Below are 23,283 nucleotides of genomic sequence, written 5' to 3'. Positions count from 1 at the left end.
GGTTCCATGGCGGCCCAGGGAGCGACAGGACCAGAAACCGAGCCAGTCAGCCAGCGGAGGCGATACCGCTCCCTCACCAGGACCAGCACAGAGCCGATCGGATGCCTCATGACCGACACGCTTCGCCCGCCCGCCCCCGCGGCCCCCGCCGCGGCGACCGCAGGCGCGCCCGACGCCCCGCCGCAGCAGCTCAAGCGCTCGATCGGTGTCGTCGGCGGCACGCTGCTCACGCTGTCCTGCGTCACCCCGGCCTCCACGCTCTTCGTGATCGTCCCGGAGCTGTTCTCCAGCATCGGCAGCGCCACCGCGCTGGCCATCGCGATCGGCTCGGTGCTCTGCATCGCGGTCGCCTTCTGCTACTCCGAGCTCGGCACCCTGATCCCCAGCGCCGGCGGCGAGTACGCGATGGTCGGCACCCTGGCCGGGCGGCTGGCCGGCTGGCTGGTCTTCGTGCTCTCGCTGATCGTGGTGATGATCGTCCCCTCGGTCATCGCCCTCGGCACCGCCGACTACCTCGCCCCGGTGCTGCACGTCGACAAGCCGCTGGCCGGCGCCGCGGTGATGCTCGCCGCCACCCTGGCCGGCCTGCTCGACCTGCGCGCCAACGCCTGGATCACCGGCATCTTCCTGGTCCTGGAGGTCATCGCGGCCGGCGTGGTGTCGGTGCTCGGCTTCGCCCACGCCAACGGCGACGCGCCCAGCATGCTGCACGGCGTGGTCACCGGCGAGAACGGCGTCACCACCACGGTGAGCATCGGCGCGATCATCGGCGCCCTCGGCATCGCGCTCTTCATCACCCAGGGCTTCTCCACCGCCGTCTACCTCTCCGAGGAGCTGGAGAACCCGCGCCGCAACGTCTCCCGCACCGTGCTGTGGACGCTGGGCATCTCCGCCGCGATCCTGCTCGTCCCGGTCGCCGCCATCACCATGGGCGCCCCCGACCTGGCCACGCTCAGCTCCGGCGACATCTCCGGCATGGTCACCGCCTGGAGCAACTCCGCGGTCGGCACCTTCATCAGCCTCTGCGTCGCGCTGGCCATCATCAACGCCGGCATCGTCATGGTCATCCAGAACTCCCGGGTGCTGTTCGCCTCGGCCCGCGACAAGGCGTGGCCCGGCCCGGTCAACAAGGCCTTCGGCACCCTGGGCCGGTTCGGCTCCCCGTGGATCGCCACCCTGGCCGTCGGCCTGCCGGGCGCCGCGCTCTGCTACGTCAAGGGCGAGCTGCTCAGCGAGATCACCGGCGTCGCCGTCACCGGGATGTACCTGCTGGTCGCGATCGCCGCGCTGCTCTCCCGCCGCAAGCACCACAAGCACGCCGCCGCCTGGCGGATGCCGCTGTGGCCGGCCGTCCCGGTGCTGCTGATCGTGGTCCTGGGCTACGTCATCACCCAGCTGGACCCGGTGCCGCTGCTGTGGACCGGCGGCATCACCGCCGTCGCCACCCTCTACTGGCTGTTCTACCTGCGCCCCCGGCAGGACACCCACTGGGTGATCAGCCTCCCCGAGGACCAGCAGGCCTGATCCCCCCCGATACCCCACCCCTCCCCCACATGGCAGTGCCCCGGGCTCCCCCTGGCCCGGGGCACCGCCGCGTCCGGGGGCTACTTCTTCTTGAGCTTCCACTCCGGGCTGGTCGCGATCGCCTTCATCTGGTCGACGGTCAGCGCCGGGGCGGTCCGGGCACCGGCGGCGTTCGGGCCGCCGCTGTTGTAGGCGCCGACCGCCACCCGCAGGCCGTCCGGGTGCAGGGCGTCGACCGTCCACCGCGCCGGGTTGCCCGGCACCTTGCGGACCTTCACCTGGGTCCCGTCGGGCATCGTCTCCGTGCCGCCGAACGGCTCGGTGTTCATGGGGTTGCTCCAGTCGTCCACGTTGAGCTCCACCATGGACTTGCCCTTGCCGTCGTTCACCACGAAGTTCGCGTAGCCCTCGCTGCCGCCGGTCTCGGTCTGCTTGAGACCCGTCGGGAGCAGTTTCGCGGCGGTCGCGAGGATCTCCTCCTTGGTGTAGGGCTCGCTGCGGCGGTGCGGCGACTCCGGCACCGGCTCCGGCAGGGCGGCGATCACCCGGTCCCAGGACTTGTCGGTGACGATCGCGCTGAGCTGCTCAGGCGTCAGCGGCGGGGTGGCCCGGGAGACCGGCTTGCCCTTCTCCGCCGGGGAGTTCCACTCGCTCAGCTCGATCCGCCGGCCGTCCTTGCCGGTCAGCTTGGCGTTCCACCACTTGGTGTCGACCCGGCGGTCCGGGTACTCGTAGCCCTGGAACACGGTCAGCCGGCCACCGTCCGGCAGCGCGGTCGCGGTGCAGGCGTCGAAGGCGATGATCTTCTTGTCGGGGCAGTCGTTGTCCGTCCGGCTCGGGTCGTCCTGGCCGACCCTGGAGAACGAGATCGTCATCCAGGACTTGCCCTTGCCCTCGTCGAAGACCAGACTCGCGCCGGCCATCCCGGTGCCCGGCCCGCCGTTGCTGTCGGCGCCGGCCCCCTCGGCGTTGCTGATCTGCCCCTGGGGCAGCAGTGCACGGAACATGGCGAGCACCTCCTCCCCGCCGACCGCGGCGGCGGAGGGGGTGGCGGGGGCGGAGGCGGAGGCGGAGGCGGTCGGCGAGGATCCGGGCGTCAGCGAGGCGGAGCCCGCGGCCGGGGTCGGCCCGGTGCCCGCCGGGGTCAGCCGGAGGGCGGAGGGGGAACCGTCGGTGAGGTAGAAGGCTCCGGTGCCCACCAGGGCCAGCGCCGCCGCGCCGCCCACCACGGCGGCGGCCGACCGGCGGCGCCAGCGGCGGCGGCCGCGCTCCAGCCCGCCGCCCGCCAGTCCGGCCGGGCCCTGCGGGGAGAATCCCTCGCCGGTGCGGGTCATGGCGTGGAGCAGATCATCCTCGAAGCTGTCGGGTGCGGACATGCGTGATCACCGCTCTTCCTTCGGTCACGGAGCAGGGGCCGGTGGCGGACCCCCGCAGGAGGTGTCGGTTCGTACCGTCAGCGGGCGGCGAGTTCGGCCAGCGAGTCGCCGAGCTGCCCGCGCAGGCGCGCCAGCGCCCGGGAGGTCCGGGTGCGGACCGCGCCGGAGGACAGCCGCAGCACCTCCGCGGTCTCCTCGACGCTGCGGTCCTCCCAGTAGCGCAGCACCAGCACGGCCCGGTCCTTCGCGGACAGCCGGCCGAGCGCGTCGAGCAGGGTGAGCCGCAGCGCCCCGTCCGCCTCCCGGCCCGCGGACTCGGGCAGCTGGTCGGTGGGGCGCTCGTCGCTGGAACGACGGCGCTTCTGGGCGAGGAACACGCGCACCATCACGGTGTGCGCGTAGGCACCGGGGTTGTCGATCCGGTGGCGCCCGCCGGTCCAGGCCCTGCGGCGCCACAGCACGTACATCCGGCTGAGGGCCTCCTGGACGAGGTCCTCGGCCTGGTGGGTGTCCCCGCCGGTCAGCAGACAGGCGGAGCGGTACAGCCGTCCGGTGTGCCCCGAGACGAGTTCCAGGAACTCCGCGTCCTTCGACCTGCGTCCGGCCCCGGCCCGCCCCATCCCCCACGTCCTCCCTGTTCACCGCTGTCGACACTTGTTCGATGCGGTGGGTCGGGCGGGATGTTACAAGCGGGCACGAAGTTCTTTCCGACGCCGGCCGGGCGGTGGCCGGCCGGGAGCCGGCTAGCTCCGCCGGCGGTGGTCGCGCAGCACCACGCCGCCGCCGATCAGCAGCGCGACCAGCAGCGCGCCGATGCCCAGGACGTAGGTGGCGGTGCGCCCGTCGCGGTCGGCCTGGGTCTCGCCGAGGCCGAGCGGGCGCGGCACGATCGGGGCGGAGGCCAGCCGGACCGGCGGGTCCTCCACCGGGTGCTCGGCCGGTGCGGCGGGCGCGGTGGTCACCGCCTTCACCGGGTCGACCACGCCCCAGCCGATGTACTCGTTCGCCTTGTGGTCGGTGCGCTGCGCGGTCTGCTCGATCCAGGCCCGCACCTGGCTGGGCCGCCAGTCCTTGTGCGCGCCGACCAGCAGCGCCGCCAGCCCGGCCACGTAGGGCGCGGCGAAGCTGGTGCCGTTGTCCACGCACTGCCCGCCGCGCGGGACGGTGGAGAGCATGTCGACCCCGGGGGCCGCGACGTCCACGAAGTCGCCGTACTGGGAGAAGTAGGTGCGCTCGTTGTTGCGGTCGGACGCGCCGACCGCGAGCACCGTGCGGAACGCCGCCGGGTAGGTGTCGCCCTTCTTGCCGTCGTTGCCGGAGGAGGCGACCACCACCACACCGCGGTTCTCCGCGTTGTCGATCGCGGCCTTCAGCTCGTCGTAGCCGACGAACCGGGTGTCTCCCGCGCCGCGCACGTCCTGCGAGATGTTGATGACCCTGGCACCCTGCTGGACGGCCGAGTTGATGGCCTCGACCAGCGAGTGCACGTCCCCGTTGCCCTCGGCGTCGTTCTGCCGGATCGACAGGATGGCCGCGCCCGGGGCGATGCCGACGAACCCGGTCTGCTCGCTGCGGGCGGCCGCGATGATGCCGGCCACCTTGGTGCCGTGGCCGACCAGGTCGTCCTTCCCGCCGCCCTCGACCCGCTTGCCCTCCTTGTCCTTGAGCAGCGAGCCGCCGTCGACCACCTTGTCGGCGAGCTGCGGGTTCTGGTCGTCCACCCCGGTGTCGATGACCGCGACCAGCACCCCGGCGCCGGTGACCGCACCGCCCTGCCAGAGCTCGTCCAGCACCATCCGCTGCAGCGACCACGGCACGGCCTGCACGTTCTGGGCGTTCTTGCCGCACTCCCCCGCGGCCGAGATGCCCGGTCCGTCCGCTGCCGCCGGCGCCGTCAGCGGGCCGCCCAGCAGTGCGAGGACGGCCGCCGCCGCGGCCGCCGTCCGGTACCTGACCACCGGCACCCTGCCACCCCTCTTGTCGTCGACCTGGTTGCGCGCCCGCGTGCCAAAGGCGGGCGCCCGCGAGGGGGCACCCGCCCTTCGGCGTGGTGAGCCGTCAGCCGGTCCAGAGGGTGGCGTTGCGGTTCTCGGTGTTGTGGTAGCTGGTGGCCGCGCTGTCCAGCGACTTGGCGATCTGCTCCAGCACCTGCTGCAGGTGCGCGGCGCGCTGGTCCCACTTGGCCTGGTGGGCCTGGTAGCCCTGCTGGGCGGCGCCCTCCCAGCTCGCGGCGATCTTGGTGACGCCGCCCTTCAGCTCCTCCAGCTGGTGCTGGATGGTCTGCGCGGTGCGACGGACCTCGGCGCTGGCGCTCTTGATGGTCTCGAAGTTGACGAGAATGTGGTCGGCCACGATGTCTCCTAGTCGAGGCTGCGCGGCACCCCGTCACCCGGGGTGCGCGTCGCGGGGTGAACGGACGGAGCCGCGGATCAGGCGCCGGCGGCGGCGGATCCGAAGATCGCCTGCTGGTCGGCGTCGGCCTGCGAGTACTTCTGGGTCGTGATCTCGATCGCGTCCTTGATGGCGCGCAGCGACTTGTTGAGCTCCTGGGCGTCCGTGTTGAACTGGCCCTGGAGGTTGGTGTAAGCCGTCGCGGCCTGGCCCTGCCAACCACTGGTGATGGAACCCACCAGGTTGTTGAGGCCGTTGATCTCGGTGTTGATCTTGCCGATGACCTCGTCCATGTGCTTGGCGAACGCCAGCATCTCCTGAGCGGTCGTCTTGAACTGACCCATGCTCTACCGTCCCCCATGAGACAGACCTCGTGGCCGGGGGACGTTCTGCGAGCCCCCGGGCATCACCGGTGTGATGTCCTGCAGCACTGTAGTCGGCACACGCAGCTCACCCAACACCGGGCGACAGCCAGTTACCAAGCCATGACATCGTGGCCAATTCCTGTGCGCCGCGCGGACCGAGGCCGCTCAGGCGTTCTGCTGCTGCGCCGCGGTCTTCGCGTTGAGCGCCGGACCGGCCGGCACCAGGTTCGACCACTGCTGGGGCACCAGCGCGGGCTGCAGGCCCTGGTAGCCGAGCCGGGCCTGGTTTCCGCCCGCCTCCTCGGGCTGCGGCGGGCCGGACGGCGTCGCGGGCTGCGCGGAGGGGGTCTTGGGCGCGGCGCCCTGACCGGCCGGCTGGGCCGGCGCGGTGGTCTGGCCGCCCTTGCCGCCCTCGCTGCTGGCCGGCACCGCGTAGCGCAGCCCGGTCTCGGTGATGAGGAAGTCGGTGCCGGAGCCCTCGGCGGAGTTGTCCAGCGCGCGGTAGAACAGGCCGTGACCCGGCGTCACGTGCGCGGTGGCCGCGCCGTTGCTGTAGCGCACCGGGTAGTCGGGGCCGGCCCAGACGCTGCGCCGCGGGGTCCGGCCGTCCTCCGCCACTCCCTCGAACGTGCTGCACACCACCCGGCGCGCGTCCTTCGGCGCCTGCCAGTTGTTGGCCGGTGCGCCCGTCCTGACGGGCCAGTCGGCGGCGCCCTCCGCCATCAGCGGCACATTGCTGTTGACGACGGCGTGCTCGGCCGGGGTCAGGTCGTCGACCCGCGGGCTCTTGTTGGCGTCCTGGTTGTACAGCGGCTGCAACTGCGGGTTCTGCCGGATGAGTTCCGCCTGGAACTGACTGATCAGCAGCAACTGGGTCTTGCCCACCACGTAGTGCTTGTCGCCGAACCGGACCAGCCGGCCGACCTTGCGGTCCTCCGGGTTCTGCAGCTGCACCGAGGAGTTGGCGGTCCTGGTGTCCGGCACCAGCCCGTCGATCTTCGGGAAGACGATGTCGCTGCCCGGCGCCAGGGTCTCCAGCCAGTCCTTCTTCACCTTCTGCGGGACGGCGGTCGGCCCGAAGACCGCGCCCATCAGCTGGTTGCGGGTGGCGTCCGAGTCCTCCGGCCCACCGATCGCGTGCCGGCGGCCCTTGTCGTCCACCAGGTACACCTTCAACCTGCCCTGGCCCGCCGCCTGACCGGAGGCGGTGACCTGGGGGTCGTCCGCCAGCTGCACCAGCAGCGTCTGTCCGACGTCCAGCTGCCGGTCCTCGGCGCCCAGCGCCTCCGCGTCCGCGCCGCCCGCCACGAACACCGCCTGGTCGACGGTGCTCCCCTGCTCGTCGCCCGGGCGGTCGCAGACCGACCACTTCATCGGGCGGCTCGCGTTCTCCTTGCTCGGCAGCTTGTCCGGCGCGTACGGGATGCCGATCGTCGGGCCGTGGTTGGGGTAGCGGTCGAGCACGCCGTCGTCGACCACCACGACCTTGGAGTCCACCGGCAGCACCAGCCGCGCCGAGGCCATGTTCAGCACCTGGTGCAGCCGCTTGGTCTTCCCGTCCGGGTCGGTCAGCACCACGTACCGGGTGGTGCTCTGCTTGCCCTGGACGATGAACTTGCCCTCGTCCCAGCCCACCGGCGCGCTCGGCTTGAACACCCCCCAGAGACCGAAGCCGCCGACCACCAGCGCGCCTGCTATCACGCTCGGCAGCACCGCCTTGACCGGCCGCGGGGCGTCCTCGTCGCTGCCTCCGCCGCCGGGCAGCAGAAAGGCCGCGACCGTGCGCTTGCGGGCGAAGGTGTAGGCGTTCAGCTCGTCCCGGCGCGATGCCATCCTCGTCGTCTCCCCTGTCGAACCGTCCTGCCCCGTGTCCCGCACCCCCCGGGCGAGAACGCGCTCGAACCCTCTACGATGCGGCAGCAGACGGTGAGTACGGTACGGGTACGGTTCACGCACCGGCCAGCCGGGCCGCGACAACCGAACCAGAGAGGGGCACTCGGGGGATGCCAAGCCAGACCGCTCCAGGGCGCCGGAGCACGGCACGGGGCAGCGGTTCACGCCGCTCCGAACGACGCGGCCGGGCCGACAACGGCGGCTCCCCCGCCCCGGAGCGCGCGCCGCGCCCGGCCCGTTCCGGCGGCGCCGACGGCCCCGTCGCGGTCCGCGTCCACCCCCGGCCCGGGCTGCTCGGCGGGCGGCTGAGGCTCCAACAGCTCGTCCTGGTCGAGGTCGCGCTGGCGCTGGTCGCCGTCGGCTGGACGATCAGCCGACCGGTCGCCGCGGGCTTCGGCGCCGTCGGCCTGGTGCTGGTCGTGCTCGCGCTGGTGCCGCTGCGCGGACGCACCCTCCCCGAGGCGCTGCGGGTGCGCGCCGCGCTCCGGGCCCGCCGCAAGCGCGCCCGGGCGCACGTCCCGCCGCCCGGCACCGACCCGGCGCTGGCCCCTGCCCTGGAACTCGAACCGGCCCTGCGCACCTGCACCCACGCCACCGAGGCCGACTTCGGCGGCCGGCCGGTGCGCCGGGAGACCGGCATGGTCGGCGACGGCACCTTCCTCAGCGCCGTCCTGCTCGTCCAGGCCAAGGACCTGCCGCTGCGGCCGGCGCGCACCGCCCGGCCGCTGCCGCTGGACGTGCTCTGCTCGGCGCTGCGGGTGGACGACATCACCCTGGAGTCGGTCCAGCTCGTCCAGCACACCCAGCCCGCGCCCGCGCCGCACCTGCCCGAGCAGTCGCTGGCCGCCCGCGCCTACCGGGAGCTCGCGGACGGCACCGCCACCCCCGCGCTGCGGCTCACCTGGGTGGCGCTCAAGCTCGACCCGGAACGGGCGGCCACCGCGGTGCGCGCCCGCGGCGGCGGCGAGCAGGGCGCCCGCAAGGCGCTCCAGCGGGTCACCGACCAGCTCGCCGGACGGCTCAACAGCGCCGGATTCAACGTCACCGTGCTCGACGAGCGCGAGCTGACCGCCGCCCTCGCCATCTCCAGCTGCGTCAACCCGCTGGCCACGGCGGGCCGCCAGGGCACCGGCAGCGGCGGCGGCAGCGGGCGGCGCACCCAGGAGACCAACCGGTTCTGGCGGGTCGACGACCGCTGGCACAGCACCTACTGGATCTCCCGCTGGCCGCAGCTCGGCCGCCCCGGCGGCGCCCCCGGCCGGATCGCCGTCCCGGACCTGGTCAACCTGGTCACCGGCGCGCCCGCGCTGGCCAGCACCTTCAGCCTGACGGCCGGTCACGGCACCGGCGGCTCGGTGGCCCTCAGCGGCCACGTCCGGGTGACCGGGCGCAGCGAGAGCGAGGCCGTCGACCTCGGCCGGCAGGTGGAGGCGCGGGCCCAGAGCACCGGGCTCGGCCTGACCCGGCTCGACCTGGAGCAGGCCCCGGGCGTCCTCGCCACGCTGCCGCTGGGAGGTGCTTCCTGATGGCGTACCAGACCCACTCAACCGCCGGTGCGCAGAGCGGCACCGCGTCGCAGCCGCGGCTCCGGCCCCGGCTGCTGCCCGGCTTCGGACTGCGCGGACCGCGCCGGGAGAAGCACGTGCTGACCGTCGCGGAGCTGGCTTCGCTCTCCTTCCCGGTCGGCGACGACGGTGTGCTGATCGGCGAGGACGTGCACCAGTCGCGCCCCGCCGTACTCGGCCTGTTCCGGCCGAGCGCCCATGAGCTGGTACTGGTCGGCGGCCTGTGGACGGCGCAGGTGATCGCGCTGCGGGCGGCCGCCACCGGCGCGCGGATCGCCGTCGAGACCGCCCGTGCCCACCTGTGGGGGCCGATGGCGCAGGCCGCGGGCGGCGGGCAGCCGTGCGTGACGGTCCACCAGCCCGGCCGGCTCGGCCCGCAGGGCGCCTCGGTCACCTCGCCGGTGCTCGTGGTGCGCGACCTCGGCGCCCGTCCGCCGCGCAGCCGGCTCTCCGCCGCTCCCTGGCAGACGGTGCTGACACTGGTGCCGCACCTGGGGCCGAACGCCGCCCGGGTGCTCAACTCGGCCGACCTGGTCGGGGTGCAGCGCGTGATGCCGGAGGAGGCCGAGCTGATCGGCCGGGTGCTCTCGCTCGGCGCGGGCGAGGTGGCCGCGCTGCCGTCCCTGCCGGACGACCTGACACTGTGGACGACCCGGATGAACCGTCAGTACGTGCGGATCGTGGCCGGCCAGGCGGAACACCGGATCCTGGGCGGTCCGCGCCGCCTCGACTGACGCGCGGGGCGTGTTGGCGGGCCGTTCGCGAGCCGTGCGCGGCCCATCCGCAGCCCGTGTGCGAGCCGTCCGGGAGCCGTCCGGAGATGCGGCACCGCCTTCAGCCGGGGGTGGCTCACGGCCTAGGCTGTGATACGGCAACGGCACCGCGAACGTGCGGCGGCGAACACGAGGGAGCCTAGGTGAGCAGCGATCGGGACGGCGTCTACGTCGGCGACAACGCGGCGGAGGACGACGACGACTGGTCCGACGCGCCCGACTACACTCCCCCGTCCTGGTACGTGCAGACGGACGCGGTCGCTCCGGCGCCGGGGGCGGGAGCGGCCGCGCCGAGTGGCCAGGTGACGCCGCCTCCGGGTGGGGCGCCCGCTCCGACGGCCGCGCCCGCGCCGGTACCCGTGCAGGCCGCTGCGCCGCCGGTGGTTCCGGCCCAGCCGCAGCCGCAGCTACAGGTCCAGCCGACCGCGCCGGCCGTGCCGCAGCCGCCGGTCCAGCCGCAGCCGGTCGAGGTCGCCGCACCCGCGCCCGTGCCTGCGCCCGCGCCCGCGCCCGCGCCGGTCGAGGTGTCCGCCGTACCTCCGGCCGCCCCGGTCGCACATGCGGCCCCGGAGCCGGTCGCGGCGCCGCCCGCGCCGGTCCCCGCTTCCGTCCCCGTCCCCGCGCCTGCTCCGGCACCGGCTCCCGGACCGGCGGCGGGTTACGGCTGGCCGCCCGCCGATCCGGCGGCGCCCGTGCAACCCGGCCCCGCCCAGCCGTACCCCCAGCCCTACCCGGCGGCGCCCGGCCAGCCGCAGCCCTACCCGCAGGACCAGGCCGCCTGGGCTGCGGCGCAGCAGGCCCAGCAGGCCCAGCCCCAGCCGTTGCCCGGCCAGCCCCTGCCCGGACAGCCGCTGCCGGACCAGGCCGCGCCGCCCGCCCCCGCCGACCCGCGCGCGGGCGGCTGGCCGCAGCCCAACGTCTACCAGCAGCCCGCGCAGCCGCAGCCCGGCGCCCCGCAGTGGGGCCGGCCGCCGGCCGCTCCCGCCGCGTTCCAGCAGGCCGGCGCCCCGCAGCAGACCGCGCACGGCGCGCCGCTCGGCTACACCGCCGCCGTCGAGCTGTCCTCGGACCGGCTGCTGCGCAGCCAGCCGAAGCAGCAGCGCCAGCAGCCGCGCTTCCAGTTCGGCGGCAAGGCGGCCGCCGCGGAGAAGGCCCGGAAGCTGGAGATCATCCGCACCCCGGTGCTCAGCTGCTACCGGATCGCGGTGATCAGCCTCAAGGGCGGCGTCGGCAAGACCACGACCACCACCGCCCTCGGCGCGACGCTGGCCAGCGAGCGCCAGGACAAGGTGATCGCGATCGACGCCAACCCGGACGCCGGCACCCTCGGCCGCCGGGTCAAGCGGCAGACCGGCGCCACCATCCGCGACCTGGTGACGGCCATCCCGCACCTGCGCAGCTACATGGACATCCGTCAGTTCACCTCGCAGGACCTGCACTCGGGCCTGGAGATCCTGGCGAACGACGTCGACCCGGCCGTGTCGACCACCTTCAACGACTCGGACTACCGCCAGGTCATCGACGTGCTGGGCCGCCAGTACCCGATCATCCTGACCGACTCCGGCACCGGTCTGCTGTACAGCGCGATGCGCGGGGTGCTGGACCTCGCCGACCAGCTGATCATCGTCTCCACGCCCAGCGTGGACGGCGCCTCGTCCGCCTCCACCACGCTGGACTGGCTCTCCGCGCACGGCTACGCCGACCTGGTGCAGCGCTCCATCACGGTGGTCTCCGGGGTCCGCGAGACGGCCAAGATGATCAAGGTCGAGGACATCGTCGCGCACTTCCGGACCCGCTGCCGGGGCGTGGTCGTGGTGCCCTTCGACGAGAGCCTGGCGGCCGGCGCCGAGGTCAACCTCGACATGATGCGGCCCAAGGTCCGCGAGGCGTACTTCGACCTGGCCACCCTGGTCGGCGAGGACATCGTCCGGGCCCAGCAGGCCGCCGCCCAGCAGGTGAGCTGGCAGCAGCCCCAGCAGCAGCCGGCCCAGCAGCAGCCCCCGGGGCCCGGCTACCCGCAGCCCCAGCCCGGCCCGCAGGCCCAGCCGCCGTACGGCCAGCCGTCCCCGTACGGCTACCCGCACCAGCCCGGCCAGCCGGGCGTCCAGCCCGCGCCGGGCGCGCCCTGGGCGCAGCAGCCCGGGCAGATCCCGCCGCCCCCGGCCGGGTACGGCTACCCGCCGCAGCCCGCCCCGCCCGGCGCCGCGGCCCCGGCTCCGGGCCCCGCCCCGGCCCCCGTCCCGGAGTGGCAGCAGCCGCCCGCCCCGCCGGCCCCCGGCTACGGCTACGCCCAGCCCGAGGACAACCAGCAGCCGCCGCCCGGCTACGGTTACCCGCCGCCCGCCCCGCCGCAGCACCAGTAGCAGCCCGCCGGAGCGAACGTCGAGGGCCCGCCGACCTCCCCGGTCGGCGGGCCCTCGTGCCGTCACACGCGGCAGGCGTCGGTCAGCCCGCGTCGGTCAGTTCGCGGGCACGCTTCACGTCGTCGGCCATCCGCTCCAGCAGCGCCTCGATGGAGTCGAACTTCTCCATCCCGCGCAGGTAGACCAGGAACTCCACCGCCACGTGCATCCCGTAGAGGTCCAGGCCGACCCGGTCGATGGCGTACGCCTCGACGGTGCGGGTGGTGCCGTCGAAGGTCGGGTTGGTGCCCACCGAGATCGCGGCCGGCATCCTCCCCCCTTGCCCGCCCTCGGGCAGGAGGGTCCCGTCCCGCCCGGCGATCAGCCAGCCCGCGTACACGCCGTCGGCCGGGATCGCGCTGTGCGGCACGGTCTCCACGTTGGCGGTCGGGTAGCCCAGCTCACGGCCGCGCTGCGCGCCGCGCACCACCACGCCCTCCACCCGGTGCGGGCGGCCCAGCACCTCGGCCGCCCCGGCCACGTCGCCGGACCCGACCAGCCGGCGGGTCAGCGTCGAGGAGAACGGCTCGCCGTCCCCCGCCGCGCCGCGCACCTGGAGGTCGACCACCTCGACGCCGCAGTCCGCGGCCCGGCCCAGCTCGGCCAGCAGCGCGACGTCGCCCGCCGCCCGGTGGCCGAAGCGGAAGTTCGGCCCCTCGACGACCAGGCAGGCGTCCAGCGCGTCCACCAGCACCTGCCGGAAGAACTCCTCCGGCGACTCCTTGGAGAACTCGGTGGTGAACGGCAGCACCAGCACCGCGTCCACCCCCAGCTCCTCGATCAGCTCCGCCCGGCGCGGCTGCGGGGCGAGCAGCGGCGGGTGGCTGCCGGGGCGGACCACCTCGCTCGGGTGCGGGTCGAAGGTGACCACGACCGAGCGGACGCCCCGCTCGCGGGCGCGCTCGACCACCCGGTTGATGATCAGCTGGTGTCCGCGGTGCACTCCGTCGAACGAGCCGATGGTGACGACGCTGCGTCCCCAGTCATCGGGGATCTCCTCCAGGCCACGCCAGCGCTGCACCTGACCGCTCCTTGTTCCCTACGGCGCGTACCGTCCGTACGCTCAAACGCTCAAAACCCGAACCCCTATAGCGTGCCATGCGCCTGTCCCGAGTTCGGCACCGGAAGGCAGGTTGGGCGCACCGCCGGGTGCCGGGGCCCGGCGGCGGGCGTCCGGGACGCCCCGGAGCCGCCTGTGCGCTCGGCCTCCGCCGCCGCGTACTGCGGGTCCCGTCCGGCCGCCACCAAGGCCCGCAGCCGGTCGAGACCGGGCCCCACCGGGCGGGCCGGGCGCTCGTCCGACGGCCAGCGCGCCAGCAGCGCGGCGAACGCCGCCGACCGGCCGGCGCAGCGCACCAGCAGCCCGTCCGCATCCGGCAGCCCGGCCGCCGCCCGCACCAGCACCGCGCGGGCCCGGGCCGGCCGCTCCGCCGCGCAGTGCTCGGCCAGCCCGGCGACGGCGGCGGCCAGCACCTCCGGGTCCGCCTCGGTGGCCAGCAGGGTGTCCAGCAGCTCGCAGCGCAGGGCGTCCGCCACCGGATCGGGCACCGGACGGGACAGCACCTCGGCGAACGGCCGCCGCACGGCCACCGCGCGGGCCGCCAGGGCGCTGCTCAGCAGCATTCGCAGCTCCAGCCGGGCCACCGCCCCCTGCACCGCCCCGTGCGCCAGCCGGCGGCCCAGGTAGTCGACGGCGACCGGCCCGGCCAGGGCCGGCCGCTCACGCAGCAGCCGGGCCGCCAGTTCGGCGCCGCGCCGGGCGGCGGACGGCGCCCGGGCGTCGGCCAGCACCCGCAGCGTGGCGGCCACCGGCGCACCGGCCGGGTCCGCGCCGGCCGGCCCGCCCAGCCGGTCCGCCAGAGCCGCGAGCACCGGCTCCGGGTGGCTCTCCAGCGCCGGGGCCAGCGAGCGCGCGGTCAGGAACCGGTCCTCGCCGCGCCGGTACGCGGCCAGCGCCGCCGGAAGGTGCCCGGCCCGGCTCCGCTCGTCCCGCAGCAGCAGGGCCAGCGCGGCGCCGTGCAGGGCCGGCTCGTCCTCCCTGGCCAGCAGGGCCAGCGCGGTGAAGCGCAGCAGTTCGGGCCCGGCGCCGCGCGCGTAGGGGGCCGTGCGCAGCGCGTGCACCGCGGCGGCGACGTGCCGCTCGGGGCGGGGATCGTGGCTCCAGCGGTCCACCGCCCGGCAGAGCGCCGAGGGCTCCTCGACGGCCAGCACGGCCAGCAGCGCGTCCGCCCGCGGGTGCGCTGCCACGGCCAGCGCCTCGGTCAACTCGTCCAGCGCCAGCGCCCGGTGCGCGAACAGCAGGTCGTGCGCGAGGTCGGCGACGGTGACCCCGGGGCGGCCGGGCAGGCCGCGCGGATCGTCGAACCAGGCGCACAGCAGCGGCAGCACGCCCGCCGGATCGGCCCGCAGCCGGGCGGCCACCGCGGCGAGGAACGGCCGGTCCGGCCCGTCGGCGGCCACCAGGCGCCGGTACAGGTCCAGTTCGCGCTCCACCGGAAGGCCGAGCCCGGCCCAGAACGCCGGGCCGTACCCGCCCAGTCCCGGCACCGGCAGCCGCTCGAACCCGCCCGCGGCGGCGGCCCGTTCGGCGATCCGGTCGGCCAACTGCTCCAGCAGCGCCCGGTGTTCGCCGAGGTCGGGACTGGCCGCCAGACCCGCGGCGAGCAGGGCCCCGGCCCACCAGCAGGGTTCGCCGCCCGGCGGGTTCAGGTCCACCGCCCGCCAGAGCCGGTGCAGCCACGGGTCCAGCGCCGGCGCGCCCCAGGTCTCGCCGATCCGCCGGAGCGCGGCGACCACCGGGCCGATCCGGTGCCGCGGCACGGTGGCGCCCGCGCCCGGCGGCCCGGGCCACTCTCCCCCGGCCGGGCGGCCGGGGCCGGCGGGCGGGGCGAGTGCGTCCCGCGCCTCCCCGAGCAGCAGCCGCAGTGCCCCGTCCAGGTCCAGGTGCCGGCCCTGCAGCCAGTCGGCGAGTTCCCCGTGCGCGAACCGGTGGCCGGGCCCGGCCGGTACGAACAGGCCCTCCGCCAGCACGGCCGTCGCCCACCCGCCGGCCGCCGGGAACAGTTCCTCGAACGCGGCCCGGTCCAGGCCGCCCTCCCCGGCGCCGAGCATCCGCCGCGCCGCCTCGTGCACCCGCCCGGCCACCGCCGCCGCCGTCCGCCGCACCCGCCCGGCGTCCCGCGCCGCCGACCGGACGGCGCCCCGGCGGTGGGCCCCGGGCCGGCGGACGCGGCCGTCCTCGGCGAGCCGCCGGGCCACCCGCAGGCAGCACAGGTCGAGGTGGGCCGCGAACAGCTCGCTGCGGAGCGCCGGCTCCCCGCGCAGTCCCTGCGCCCACAGCTCCCCCGCCAGCCGGACCGCCAGCGGGTGCCGGGCGTCCGGCTCGGCCGGCCACCCCGGCGGCAGTCCGTACCGCCGCCGCACCCGCTCCGCCGCCTCGACGGGCAGCGGTCCGAGTCGCCGGACCACCATCCGCACCGCGCCGCCGGCGGGCTCCAGGGCCTGCCGGCCCTCCTCCCCGCAGGCGGTCAGCAACCGCGCGCCGCCCGCCGCCAGCCACCCCGCCGACGCCCGCAGCCAGTCCGCGCCGAGCGGCACCGTCGACTCCTCCGGCCCGTCCAGCACCACCAGCAGCGGCCGCCCGGCCACCGCGCACAGGGCCGCCACCGCCGTCGCGCCGGGCGCCGGCACCTCCAGCCCGGCCGCCGCGGACGCGAGCGCCCGCTCCACCGCCCCGGTGAGCGAGAGGTCGCCGGCCGCCAGATCGGCCCCGCGCAGCCACACCGTGGGCTGCGGGCGCTCCCCGCCCCCGCGCCGCACGGCCACGGCCGCCGCCTCGGTGCTCCGCCCCGATCCGGGCGCCCCCACCAGCGCCACCACCACCCCGGCCCCCGCCGCTCCGCACCGGCCCCGGCACCCCGGCTCGGCGCCCCCGGTGGACGCGCCGGCCTCCGCGCCCCCGAACGCCCCCCACGACCCGGCGCCCGGCTGCGGCGAAGCGCCCTCCCCGGCCCCGCACGACCCCCCGCAGGCCCCCACCGGGCCGCCGCCCTCCCCCGTCACCAGGAGGTCGGCCCACCACACCGGCTCGTCGGAGCGCTCCACCCGGTCGGCCGCCAGGGCTGCCACCCGGCCCGGACCCGCGCCCGCCGCCGCGACCTGGGCGGCGGTCAGCCGCAGCACCCCGGCCAGGTTGAGCGCCCGCCCGTAGGCGGGCACGTCGGCCGCGTTGCGTGCCAGCACCTCGGCGAGCGCCGGCGCGACCGCCCCGGCGCCGAGCACCGGGACGGCGGTCGGCGGCCCCGACCGCCCCGGGGCCCGCAGGCCGGGCGCGACCACGGCGACCACCGCGCCGCTGCCGGCGTCCAGCACCGGCGCACCGGCCGGGACGACGGCCGCGTCGGCCGCCGAGGGCACGTCGAGCAGCAGCACGCCGCCGATCAGATGGAAGTGGTCCGCCTGCGGGTACACCGCCCCGGTGGTCGCGGCGGCGGCGCAGCGCAGCAGCACGGTCCGCCCGTCCGCGCGCCCCTCGCCCCGCACCGGGACGGGTACCAGCAGCACCTCACCGCCCCCGGCCGGCGGCGGTCCGGCGAGCGGCAGCGGCGCCACCGGCGGACCGTCGGCCGGGTCGGTGCGCAGCAGGGCGAGCCCGTGCCCGGGCAGCGGCCGGACACCGGCCGGGTCCACCGTCCGGGTCCGCCCGCCGGGCAGGTCCAGGACGATCCCGTCGAGGCCCGCGACGGCCTCGTGGGCGGTGAGGACGGTGCCCTGCCGATCGACGACGAAGCCGAGCCCGCGCAACCGCCCGTCCCGGTCGCGGATCCGCAGCAGCGACCGGCCCGCGTCGCCCGCCGCGGCGGTGTCGTCCTCCCCCGGAAAGCCCCTGAAGCCCCGCAGTCCCGGCATGCCCGCAGCCCTCCCCGCAGGGCCGGCCGGCCCGGGAGTGGACGCGTCGCGGCGACCTGCTCGCCGCCGGGGAGCCTGCCCGGCGCGCACGCGGACGGACCGCGCCCGCGCCGATCACGACCGCCGTTCACCTCGCGCGCTCCCCCGTGCGAGTGAAATTCCCCGGCAGCGGCCCCTACGCGGAGCGGTCAGCCGACAAAAACGGCGACCGGCCGGGCCTGGCCGCCCTTCTCCTCCACCAGGGCCAGGAAGGTGCCGTCCGGCCCGAACACCGCGATCGGCCCGTCCACGCCCAGCCGGGGCGCCTTCAGCCGGGCGCCGTGCGAGAGCTGCTTCGCCTGGTCGGCGTCGAGGTCCCAGCGCGGGAAGGCGGCCGCCGCGGCCTCGCCGATCGGCAGCACCTCCAGCGCCGCGCCGGAGCCGCCGGTGACCGCCGCCTCCAGCTGCTCCAGGGTGCGCGCCGACTCCACCCCGTACGGGCCGACCTTGGTGCGCCGCAGCGCCGTGAGGTGACCGCCGACGCCGAGCCCGGCGCCGAGGTCCCGGGCGAGCGCCCGGATGTAGGTGCCGGAGGAGCACTCCACGGTGACGTCGAGGTCGATCACCGGCGTGCCGTCCTCCGCCACCGCCGCGCGCTGCTCGTGCACGGTGAACGCGTGGATGGTGGTCGGCCGGGCGGCCAGCTCGAAGTCCTCGCCCTCGCGCACCCGCGCGTACGACCGCTTGCCGTCGATCTTGATCGCGCTGACCTTGGACGGCACCTGCATGATCGCGCCGGTGAGCGCCGCGATCCCGGCGTCGATCGCCTCGCGGGTCACCGCGTCGGCCGGGGTCGAGGAGGTGACGTCCCCCTCCCGGTCGTCGGTGACGGTGGTCTGGCCGAGCCGGATGGTCGCCTCGTAGGTCTTGGCGGTGAGCATCAGGTGGCCGAGCAGCCGGGTGGCCCGCTCGACGCCGATCACCAGCACGCCGGTGGCCATCGGGTCGAGGGTGCCGGCGTGACCGACCTTCCGTGTTCCGGCCAGCCACCGCAGCTTGGCGACCACCCCGTGCGAGGTGATGCCCTCCGGCTTGTCGACGATGACCAGGCCGTCCGGACCGGTGCCTTTGCGCTTCATCAAGTTCTCTCTGTCAAAGCCCTACACACATCAACCGCACCGCAAAAGCTACCGAAAGCGCGGCGCGGCTACCGAACCCGCAGCGCGGCCCGGAAGCGCTCCACCACCACGGGGACGTCCTCCCGGGCCGAGAATCCGGCCGCGAAGACGTGCCCGCCGCCGCCCAGCTCGGCGCAGGCCGCGGCGACGTCCACCGCGCCCTTGGAGCGCGAGGAGCCGCGCAGCGTGCCGTCCGGGTCCTGCTTGAGCACCAGCGCCACCTCGGCCTCGGCCGGACGGCGCAGGATGTCGATCAGGCCCTCGATCTCCTCGACGGTGACGCTGAACAGCACCAGGTCCTGGTACGGCACCCAGGTCCACACCAGGCCGAGACCGCCCGCCGCCTGCGGCTCGTAGACGGCCCGGTCGAGCGCGCCGGCCAGCACCTTGAGGTAGCCGAAGGAGGAGGTGTCCCACAGCTGCCGCGCGATGAGGTCGTGCCGGATGCCGGTGGCCAGCAGCCGCGCGGCGAGCTGGTGCGTCGCCGGGGTGGTGGCCCGGTACTTGAACGAGCCGGTGTCGGTGGCGACACCGGTGTAGAGGCAGGTGGCCAGGTCCTGGTCCAGCTCGACGCCGAGCCGGCGCAGCAGCTCGTCCACCAGGACGGCGGTGGCCGGGGCACCCGGGTCGATCAGCTGGTGGGTGCCGAAGCCGGGGTTGGAGGCGTGGTGGTCGAGGACGGCCAGCACCGGCGCGGCGAAGGCCTTGTCGTGCAGCAGGCCGAGCCGGCTCTCCGCCGCGACGTCGAAGCAGAGCACCAGCTCGGGGGTGTCGGGCACCGCCGCGGCCGGCACGATCAGCTCCTGGCCGGGCAGGAAGGCCAGCGACTCGGGGACGATCTGCGGGTCGTCCCCGAAGGAGACCCGGACCTCCTTGCCGAGCCCGCGCAGGGCCAGTCCGGCCGCCAGCGCGGAGCCGAGCGCGTCGCCGTCCGGGCAGATGTGGCAGATCAGGTCGACCGAGCGGGCCCGCCCGATCTCCGCGACCACCTGCTGCCAGACCAGCTCGCGCCCGCTCTCCTCGGAGCGCGGTCCGGGAAGCACCGCGAGGGCACCCTCCACCGTGTCGGTGGAGGACGCCCCCGTGGTCGAACCGGTACCGGCCGCCGAACCGGCCGCCGCCGGCTCACCCGCCATGACTACTCGTCCTCGTCGTCACGCTCGGCCGCCGGAACCTTGTACGGGTCCGCGTCGCCGGCGTAGGTCGCGCCCGCGGCGGTGGTCCGCACGGCGGCGTCGATGGCCCGGGCCCGGTCGAGCAGGTCGTCGATGTTCCGGGCGTTCTCCGGCAGCGCGTCCGCGACGAAGGTCAGCGTCGGGGTGAAGCGCACCCCGGTCTGCTTGCCGACCTCGGAGCGGAGCACGCCCTTGGCGCTCTCCAGCGCGGCGGCCGTGGCCTCACGCTCGGTGTCGTCGCCGAAGACGGTGTAGAAGACGGTGGCCTCGCGCAGGTCCCCGGTCACCCTTGCGTCGGTGATGGTCACGAACCCGAGTCGCGGGTCCTTGATCCGGCGCTCCAGGGTCTGGGCGACGACCACCTGGATGCGGTCGGCGAGCTTGCGCGCCCTTGCGGTGTCGGTCACGTTGCCTCCTCGTGCAGTGGGCCGGGTACTCGGGCGTGCTGCGCGCCCGTCGGGGCCCCTGCCCCAAAGTACCGGCCCGCGCCCAGCCTTGTGGGCGCTCTCGGTCCTGATCTGTGTGAGAACGGCGACTCACGCCGCCCGGCTCCACAGCTCTCATTCGTCGTCGTCGTTGTGGTAGCGCCTCCTGGCGGAGAGCAGCTCTACCTCGGGGCGGCCGGCGACCAACCGCTCACAGCTGTCCAGGACCTCGGTGACGTACCCGGCCTCGCCGGACACCACCGCCAGGCCGATCTCGGCCCGCCGGTGCAGGTCCTGGTTCCCGGTCTCGGCAGCGCACACGCTGTACTTGCGCTGCAGTTCGGCCACGATGGGCCGCACGATCGACCGCTTCTCCTTGAGCGAGCGGACGTCGCCCAACAGCAGGTCGAAGGTGAGTGTTCCCACGAACATGTGTGACAGGTCAAGCCGACCTGGAAGGCCTCGGGGAGCGGTCCCGAACCGGACCGCTCCCCGGACCCTACACAGCAGGACCGGGGCCGGTCGACGGGAATTCCACCCGTCGACCGGCCCCGGCAGCCACCCGCTTACGCGCGCGGCTTCTCGCGCATCTCGTAGGTCTCGATGATGTCCTCGACCTTGATGTCGTTGAACGAGCCCAGGGTGACACCGGCCTCGAAGCCCTCGCGGACCTCGGTCGCGTCGTCCTTGAAGCGGCGCAGACCCTCGATGGTGAGGCTCTCCGCCACGACCTTGCCGTCGCGCAGCAGGCGGGCCTTGGCGTTGCGGCGGATGATGCCGTCGCGGACCAGGACACCGGCGATGTTGCCGAACTTGGAGGAGCGGAAGACCTCGCGGATCTCCGCGGCGCCGAGGCGCACCTCCTCGTACTCCGGCTTGAGCATGCCCTTGAGGGCGTTCTCGATCTCCTCGATCGCCTGGTAGATGACCGAGTAGTACCGGACGTCCACGCCTTCCTTGTCGGCCGCCGCACGCGCACGGCCTTCGGCGCGCACGTTGAAGCCGATGATGATGGCGTCCGAGCCCATCGCCAGGTCCACGTCGGACTCGGTGATGGCACCCACACCGCGGTGCAGGACCCGGAGCTCGACCTCCTCGCCCACGTCCAGCTTGACGAGGGCGTCCTCGAGGGCCTCGACCGAACCGGAGACGTCACCCTTGATGATGAGGTTGAGCTGCTCGATGGAGCCGGCGGCGATGGCCTTGTCCAGGTCCTCCAGGGACACCCGGACCCGACGCTGCGCGAAGGCGGCGTTGCGGTCGCGGGCCGAGCGCTTCTCGGCGATCTGACGGGCGGTGCGGTCCTCGTCGACGACGATGAAGCTGTCGCCGGCGCGGGGCACCGAGGTCAGACCGAGCAGCAGCACCGGGCGGGACGGGCCGGCCTCGGCGAGGCTGTTGCCGTTCTCGTCCAGCATCGCGCGGACGCGGCCGTAGGCGTCGCCGACCACGATCGAGTCGCCGACGCGGAGGGTACCGCGCTGCACGAGGACGGTCGCCATGGCACCGCGGCCCTTGTCGAGGTGGGCCTCGATGGCGATACCCTGCGCGTCCTGCTCGGGGTTGGCCCGCAGGTCCAGCGAGGCGTCCGCGGTCAGGACCACGGCCTCCAGCAGCTGGTCGATGTGCAGACCCTGGCGCGCGGAGATGTCGACGAACATGGTGTCGCCGCCGTACTCCTCGGCCACCAGGCCGAACTCGGTCAGCTGGCCGCGGACCTTGGTCGGGTCGGCGCCCTCGACGTCGATCTTGTTGACGGCGACCACGATCGGCACACCGGCGGCCTTGGCGTGGTTCAGCGCCTCGACCGTCTGCGGCATGACACCGTCGTTGGCCGCGACCACCAGGATCGCGATGTCGGTGGACTTGGCACCACGGGCACGCATGGCGGAGAACGCCTCGTGACCCGGGGTGTCGAGGAAGGTGATCGGGCGCTGCTCGCCGTTCACCTCGGTGACCACCTGGTACGCACCGATGTGCTGGGTGATGCCACCGGCCTCGCCGGCCACCACGTTGGACTTGCGGATGGCGTCCAGCAGGCGGGTCTTACCGTGGTCGACGTGACCCATGACGGTGACGACCGGCGGGCGCGGGGCCAGCTGGTCCTCGTCGCCCTCGTTGGCGCCGAAGTCGATGTCGAACGACTCCAGCAGCTCGCGGTCCTCGTCGTCCCGGCTGACGATCTCGAGCTGGAAGCCCATCTCGTCGGCCAGCAGCTGCAGCGTCGCGTCGGAGACCGACTGCGTCGCGGTGACCATCTCACCGAGGTTGAACATGACGGAGACGAGCGCGGCCGGGTTGGCGTTGATCTTCTCCGCGAAGTCCATCAGCGAGGCGCCGCTCGACAGGCGAACGGTCTGGCCGTTGCCGCGAGGCAGCATCACACCGCCGACGGACGGGGCCTGCATGGCCTCGTACTCCTGGCGCTTCGCCCGCTTCGACTTGCGACCACGGGCCGGACGGCCACCGGGGCCACGGCCGAAGGCACCCTGCGTGCCACCACGGGCACCCGGGCCACCGGGACGGCCGCCGAAGCCGCCGGGACGCGGGCCGCCGAAGCCGCCGCCGCCACCGGGAGCACCGCCACCCGGACGGGGACCGCCGAAGCCGCCACCGGCCGGACGCGAGCCCGGACCGGCCGGACGGCCCTGGAAGCCCGGACGCGCACCGCCCGGAGCACCCGGACGACCGCCGGGGCCACCCGGACCACGGCCACCCGGGCCGGGACGCGGGCCCGGACCGGCCGGACGCTGCGGCATCATGCCCGGGTTCGGACGCGGCATGCCCGACGGGGTCGGACGCGGGCCGGCCGGACGCGGCATGCCGTCGGGGCGCGGAGCACCGGCACCCGGGGCACCCGGAGCGGCCGGACGCGGCGCGCCACCGGGACGCGGGGCACCACCCGGACGGGGGGCACCGGCACCGGGGGCACCCTGGCCACCCGGACGCGGACGGTCGCCACCCGGACGGGGACGCTCGCCACCGGGAGCACCCTGGCCACCCGGACGCGGACGGTCGCCACCCGGACGGGGACGCTCGCCACCCTGGCCGGCCGGAGCACCCGGACGGGCACCCGGCGCGCCCTGACGGCGGTCGCCGGGGCGGGCCATACCGGTGGCACTGCCCGAGGTGAACGGGTTGTTGCCCGGACGCGGACCGGCCGGACGCGGGCCCGGACGGGCGCCGCCGGCGGCGGGACCGGCCGGACGAGCGGCCTGCGGGGCCTGCGGGGCCTGCGGGGCCTGGCGCGGGGCCTGGGTCTCGGCGGCCTCGGGGGCCGGCGAGGAGAACTCGGCCGCGGGGGCGGCCGGCGCCGCGGGGCGCGGAGC

17 protein-coding genes are annotated in these 23,283 nt (G+C 75.2%); 4 read left to right on the top strand and 13 right to left on the bottom strand.

Features of this window, described 5'->3' with window-relative positions; translation table 11 throughout:
• The first annotated feature begins 108 nt into the window (after window positions 1-108).
• Entirely contained in the window at window positions 109-1,524 is a 1,416-nt protein-coding gene (locus ACFVVU_RS37115) for an APC family permease (RefSeq protein ID WP_380683039.1), read from the top strand.
• Between the two features lie 80 nt (window positions 1,525-1,604).
• On the opposite strand, the gene ACFVVU_RS37110 is transcribed toward ACFVVU_RS37115, so the two are convergent.
• The 6 genes from ACFVVU_RS37110 to ACFVVU_RS37085 form a co-directional block, all read right to left on the bottom strand.
• Window positions 1,605-2,900 (bottom strand): hypothetical protein, encoded by a 1,296-nt coding sequence (locus tag ACFVVU_RS37110; protein ID WP_387794191.1) that lies wholly within the window; start codon window positions 2,898-2,900, stop codon window positions 1,605-1,607.
• 77 nt (window positions 2,901-2,977) lie between these two features.
• The gene (locus tag ACFVVU_RS37105; protein ID WP_380683041.1) at window positions 2,978-3,520 is read right to left on the bottom strand and encodes a SigE family RNA polymerase sigma factor; all 543 of its coding nucleotides are present in this window, start codon (window positions 3,518-3,520) and stop codon (window positions 2,978-2,980) included.
• A 123-nt stretch (window positions 3,521-3,643) separates the two neighbouring features.
• Window positions 3,644-4,864, bottom strand: coding sequence for a type VII secretion-associated serine protease mycosin (mycP, locus tag ACFVVU_RS37100; protein ID WP_380683042.1), 1,221 nt, complete (start codon window positions 4,862-4,864; stop codon window positions 3,644-3,646).
• A gap of 94 nt (window positions 4,865-4,958) precedes the next feature.
• Window positions 4,959-5,252, bottom strand: coding sequence for a WXG100 family type VII secretion target (locus tag ACFVVU_RS37095; RefSeq protein WP_380683043.1), 294 nt, complete (start codon window positions 5,250-5,252; stop codon window positions 4,959-4,961).
• Between the two features lie 77 nt (window positions 5,253-5,329).
• Window positions 5,330-5,635 carry a WXG100 family type VII secretion target gene (locus tag ACFVVU_RS37090; protein WP_355372105.1) on the bottom strand — a complete coding sequence of 102 codons (306 nt, stop codon included), beginning with the start codon at window positions 5,633-5,635 and terminating at the stop codon, window positions 5,330-5,332.
• A 186-nt stretch (window positions 5,636-5,821) separates the two neighbouring features.
• Entirely contained in the window at window positions 5,822-7,489 is a 1,668-nt protein-coding gene (locus ACFVVU_RS37085) for a type VII secretion protein EccB (protein ID WP_387794190.1), read from the bottom strand.
• Between the two features lie 170 nt (window positions 7,490-7,659).
• On the opposite strand from ACFVVU_RS37085, the gene eccE reads away from it, so the two are divergent.
• From eccE to ACFVVU_RS37070, 3 genes are all read left to right on the top strand, one after another.
• The gene (gene eccE, locus ACFVVU_RS37080) at window positions 7,660-9,075 is read left to right on the top strand and encodes a type VII secretion protein EccE (protein ID WP_387794189.1); all 1,416 of its coding nucleotides are present in this window, start codon (window positions 7,660-7,662) and stop codon (window positions 9,073-9,075) included.
• Window positions 9,075-9,848, top strand: a complete 774-nt coding sequence (locus ACFVVU_RS37075; RefSeq protein ID WP_380683046.1) for a hypothetical protein — start codon at window positions 9,075-9,077, stop codon at window positions 9,846-9,848. The genes eccE and ACFVVU_RS37075 overlap by 1 nt, the downstream gene beginning before the upstream one ends.
• A gap of 182 nt (window positions 9,849-10,030) precedes the next feature.
• Window positions 10,031-12,250, top strand: coding sequence for a MinD/ParA family protein (locus tag ACFVVU_RS37070; protein ID WP_387794188.1), 2,220 nt, complete (start codon window positions 10,031-10,033; stop codon window positions 12,248-12,250).
• An 82-nt stretch (window positions 12,251-12,332) separates the two neighbouring features.
• Here ACFVVU_RS37070 and ACFVVU_RS37065 read toward each other — a convergent pair whose 3' ends face one another.
• The 7 genes from ACFVVU_RS37065 to infB form a co-directional block, all read right to left on the bottom strand.
• Window positions 12,333-13,310, bottom strand: coding sequence for a bifunctional riboflavin kinase/FAD synthetase (locus ACFVVU_RS37065; protein ID WP_380686511.1), 978 nt, complete (start codon window positions 13,308-13,310; stop codon window positions 12,333-12,335).
• A 65-nt stretch (window positions 13,311-13,375) separates the two neighbouring features.
• Window positions 13,376-17,197 (bottom strand): trypsin-like peptidase domain-containing protein, encoded by a 3,822-nt coding sequence (locus ACFVVU_RS37060; RefSeq protein WP_387794187.1) that lies wholly within the window; start codon window positions 17,195-17,197, stop codon window positions 13,376-13,378.
• A gap of 188 nt (window positions 17,198-17,385) precedes the next feature.
• The gene (gene truB, locus ACFVVU_RS37055; protein WP_380686507.1) at window positions 17,386-18,315 is read right to left on the bottom strand and encodes a tRNA pseudouridine(55) synthase TruB; all 930 of its coding nucleotides are present in this window, start codon (window positions 18,313-18,315) and stop codon (window positions 17,386-17,388) included.
• Window positions 18,316-18,383: 68 nt separating this feature from the next.
• Window positions 18,384-19,490, bottom strand: a complete 1,107-nt coding sequence (locus ACFVVU_RS37050; protein WP_380686505.1) for a bifunctional oligoribonuclease/PAP phosphatase NrnA — start codon at window positions 19,488-19,490, stop codon at window positions 18,384-18,386.
• Between the two features lie 2 nt (window positions 19,491-19,492).
• Window positions 19,493-19,936 (bottom strand): 30S ribosome-binding factor RbfA, encoded by a 444-nt coding sequence (gene rbfA, locus ACFVVU_RS37045; RefSeq protein ID WP_355372127.1) that lies wholly within the window; start codon window positions 19,934-19,936, stop codon window positions 19,493-19,495.
• 153 nt (window positions 19,937-20,089) lie between these two features.
• The gene (locus tag ACFVVU_RS37040) at window positions 20,090-20,386 is read right to left on the bottom strand and encodes a DUF503 domain-containing protein (protein ID WP_380686503.1); all 297 of its coding nucleotides are present in this window, start codon (window positions 20,384-20,386) and stop codon (window positions 20,090-20,092) included.
• Window positions 20,387-20,520: 134 nt separating this feature from the next.
• The coding region (gene infB, locus ACFVVU_RS37035) for a translation initiation factor IF-2 (protein ID WP_387794186.1) at window positions 20,521-23,283 on the bottom strand (2,763 nt) is incomplete at its 5' end.

The sequence above is a fragment of the Kitasatospora sp. NPDC057965 genome (genome assembly GCF_042887135.1).
Taxonomy (GTDB): Bacteria; Actinomycetota; Actinomycetes; order Streptomycetales; family Streptomycetaceae; genus Kitasatospora.
This window is presented reverse-complemented; position numbering and strand designations above follow the sequence as displayed.

Coding starts and splice junctions, on each gene's coding strand:
- ACFVVU_RS37115 (WP_380683039.1), top strand. CDS start 109: ATGACCGACACGCTTCGCCCGCCCGCCCCCGCGGCCCCCGCCGCGGCG.
- ACFVVU_RS37110 (WP_387794191.1), bottom strand. CDS start 2,900: ATGTCCGCACCCGACAGCTTCGAGGATGATCTGCTCCACGCCATGACC.
- ACFVVU_RS37105 (WP_380683041.1), bottom strand. CDS start 3,520: ATGGGGCGGGCCGGGGCCGGACGCAGGTCGAAGGACGCGGAGTTCCTG.
- ACFVVU_RS37090 (WP_355372105.1), bottom strand. CDS start 5,635: ATGGGTCAGTTCAAGACGACCGCTCAGGAGATGCTGGCGTTCGCCAAG.
- ACFVVU_RS37085 (WP_387794190.1), bottom strand. CDS start 7,489: ATGGCATCGCGCCGGGACGAGCTGAACGCCTACACCTTCGCCCGCAAG.
- eccE (WP_387794189.1), top strand. CDS start 7,660: ATGCCAAGCCAGACCGCTCCAGGGCGCCGGAGCACGGCACGGGGCAGC.
- ACFVVU_RS37075 (WP_380683046.1), top strand. CDS start 9,075: ATGGCGTACCAGACCCACTCAACCGCCGGTGCGCAGAGCGGCACCGCG.
- ACFVVU_RS37060 (WP_387794187.1), bottom strand. CDS start 17,197: ATGCCGGGACTGCGGGGCTTCAGGGGCTTTCCGGGGGAGGACGACACC.
- truB (WP_380686507.1), bottom strand. CDS start 18,315: ATGAAGCGCAAAGGCACCGGTCCGGACGGCCTGGTCATCGTCGACAAG.
- ACFVVU_RS37050 (WP_380686505.1), bottom strand. CDS start 19,490: ATGGCGGGTGAGCCGGCGGCGGCCGGTTCGGCGGCCGGTACCGGTTCG.
- ACFVVU_RS37040 (WP_380686503.1), bottom strand. CDS start 20,386: ATGTTCGTGGGAACACTCACCTTCGACCTGCTGTTGGGCGACGTCCGC.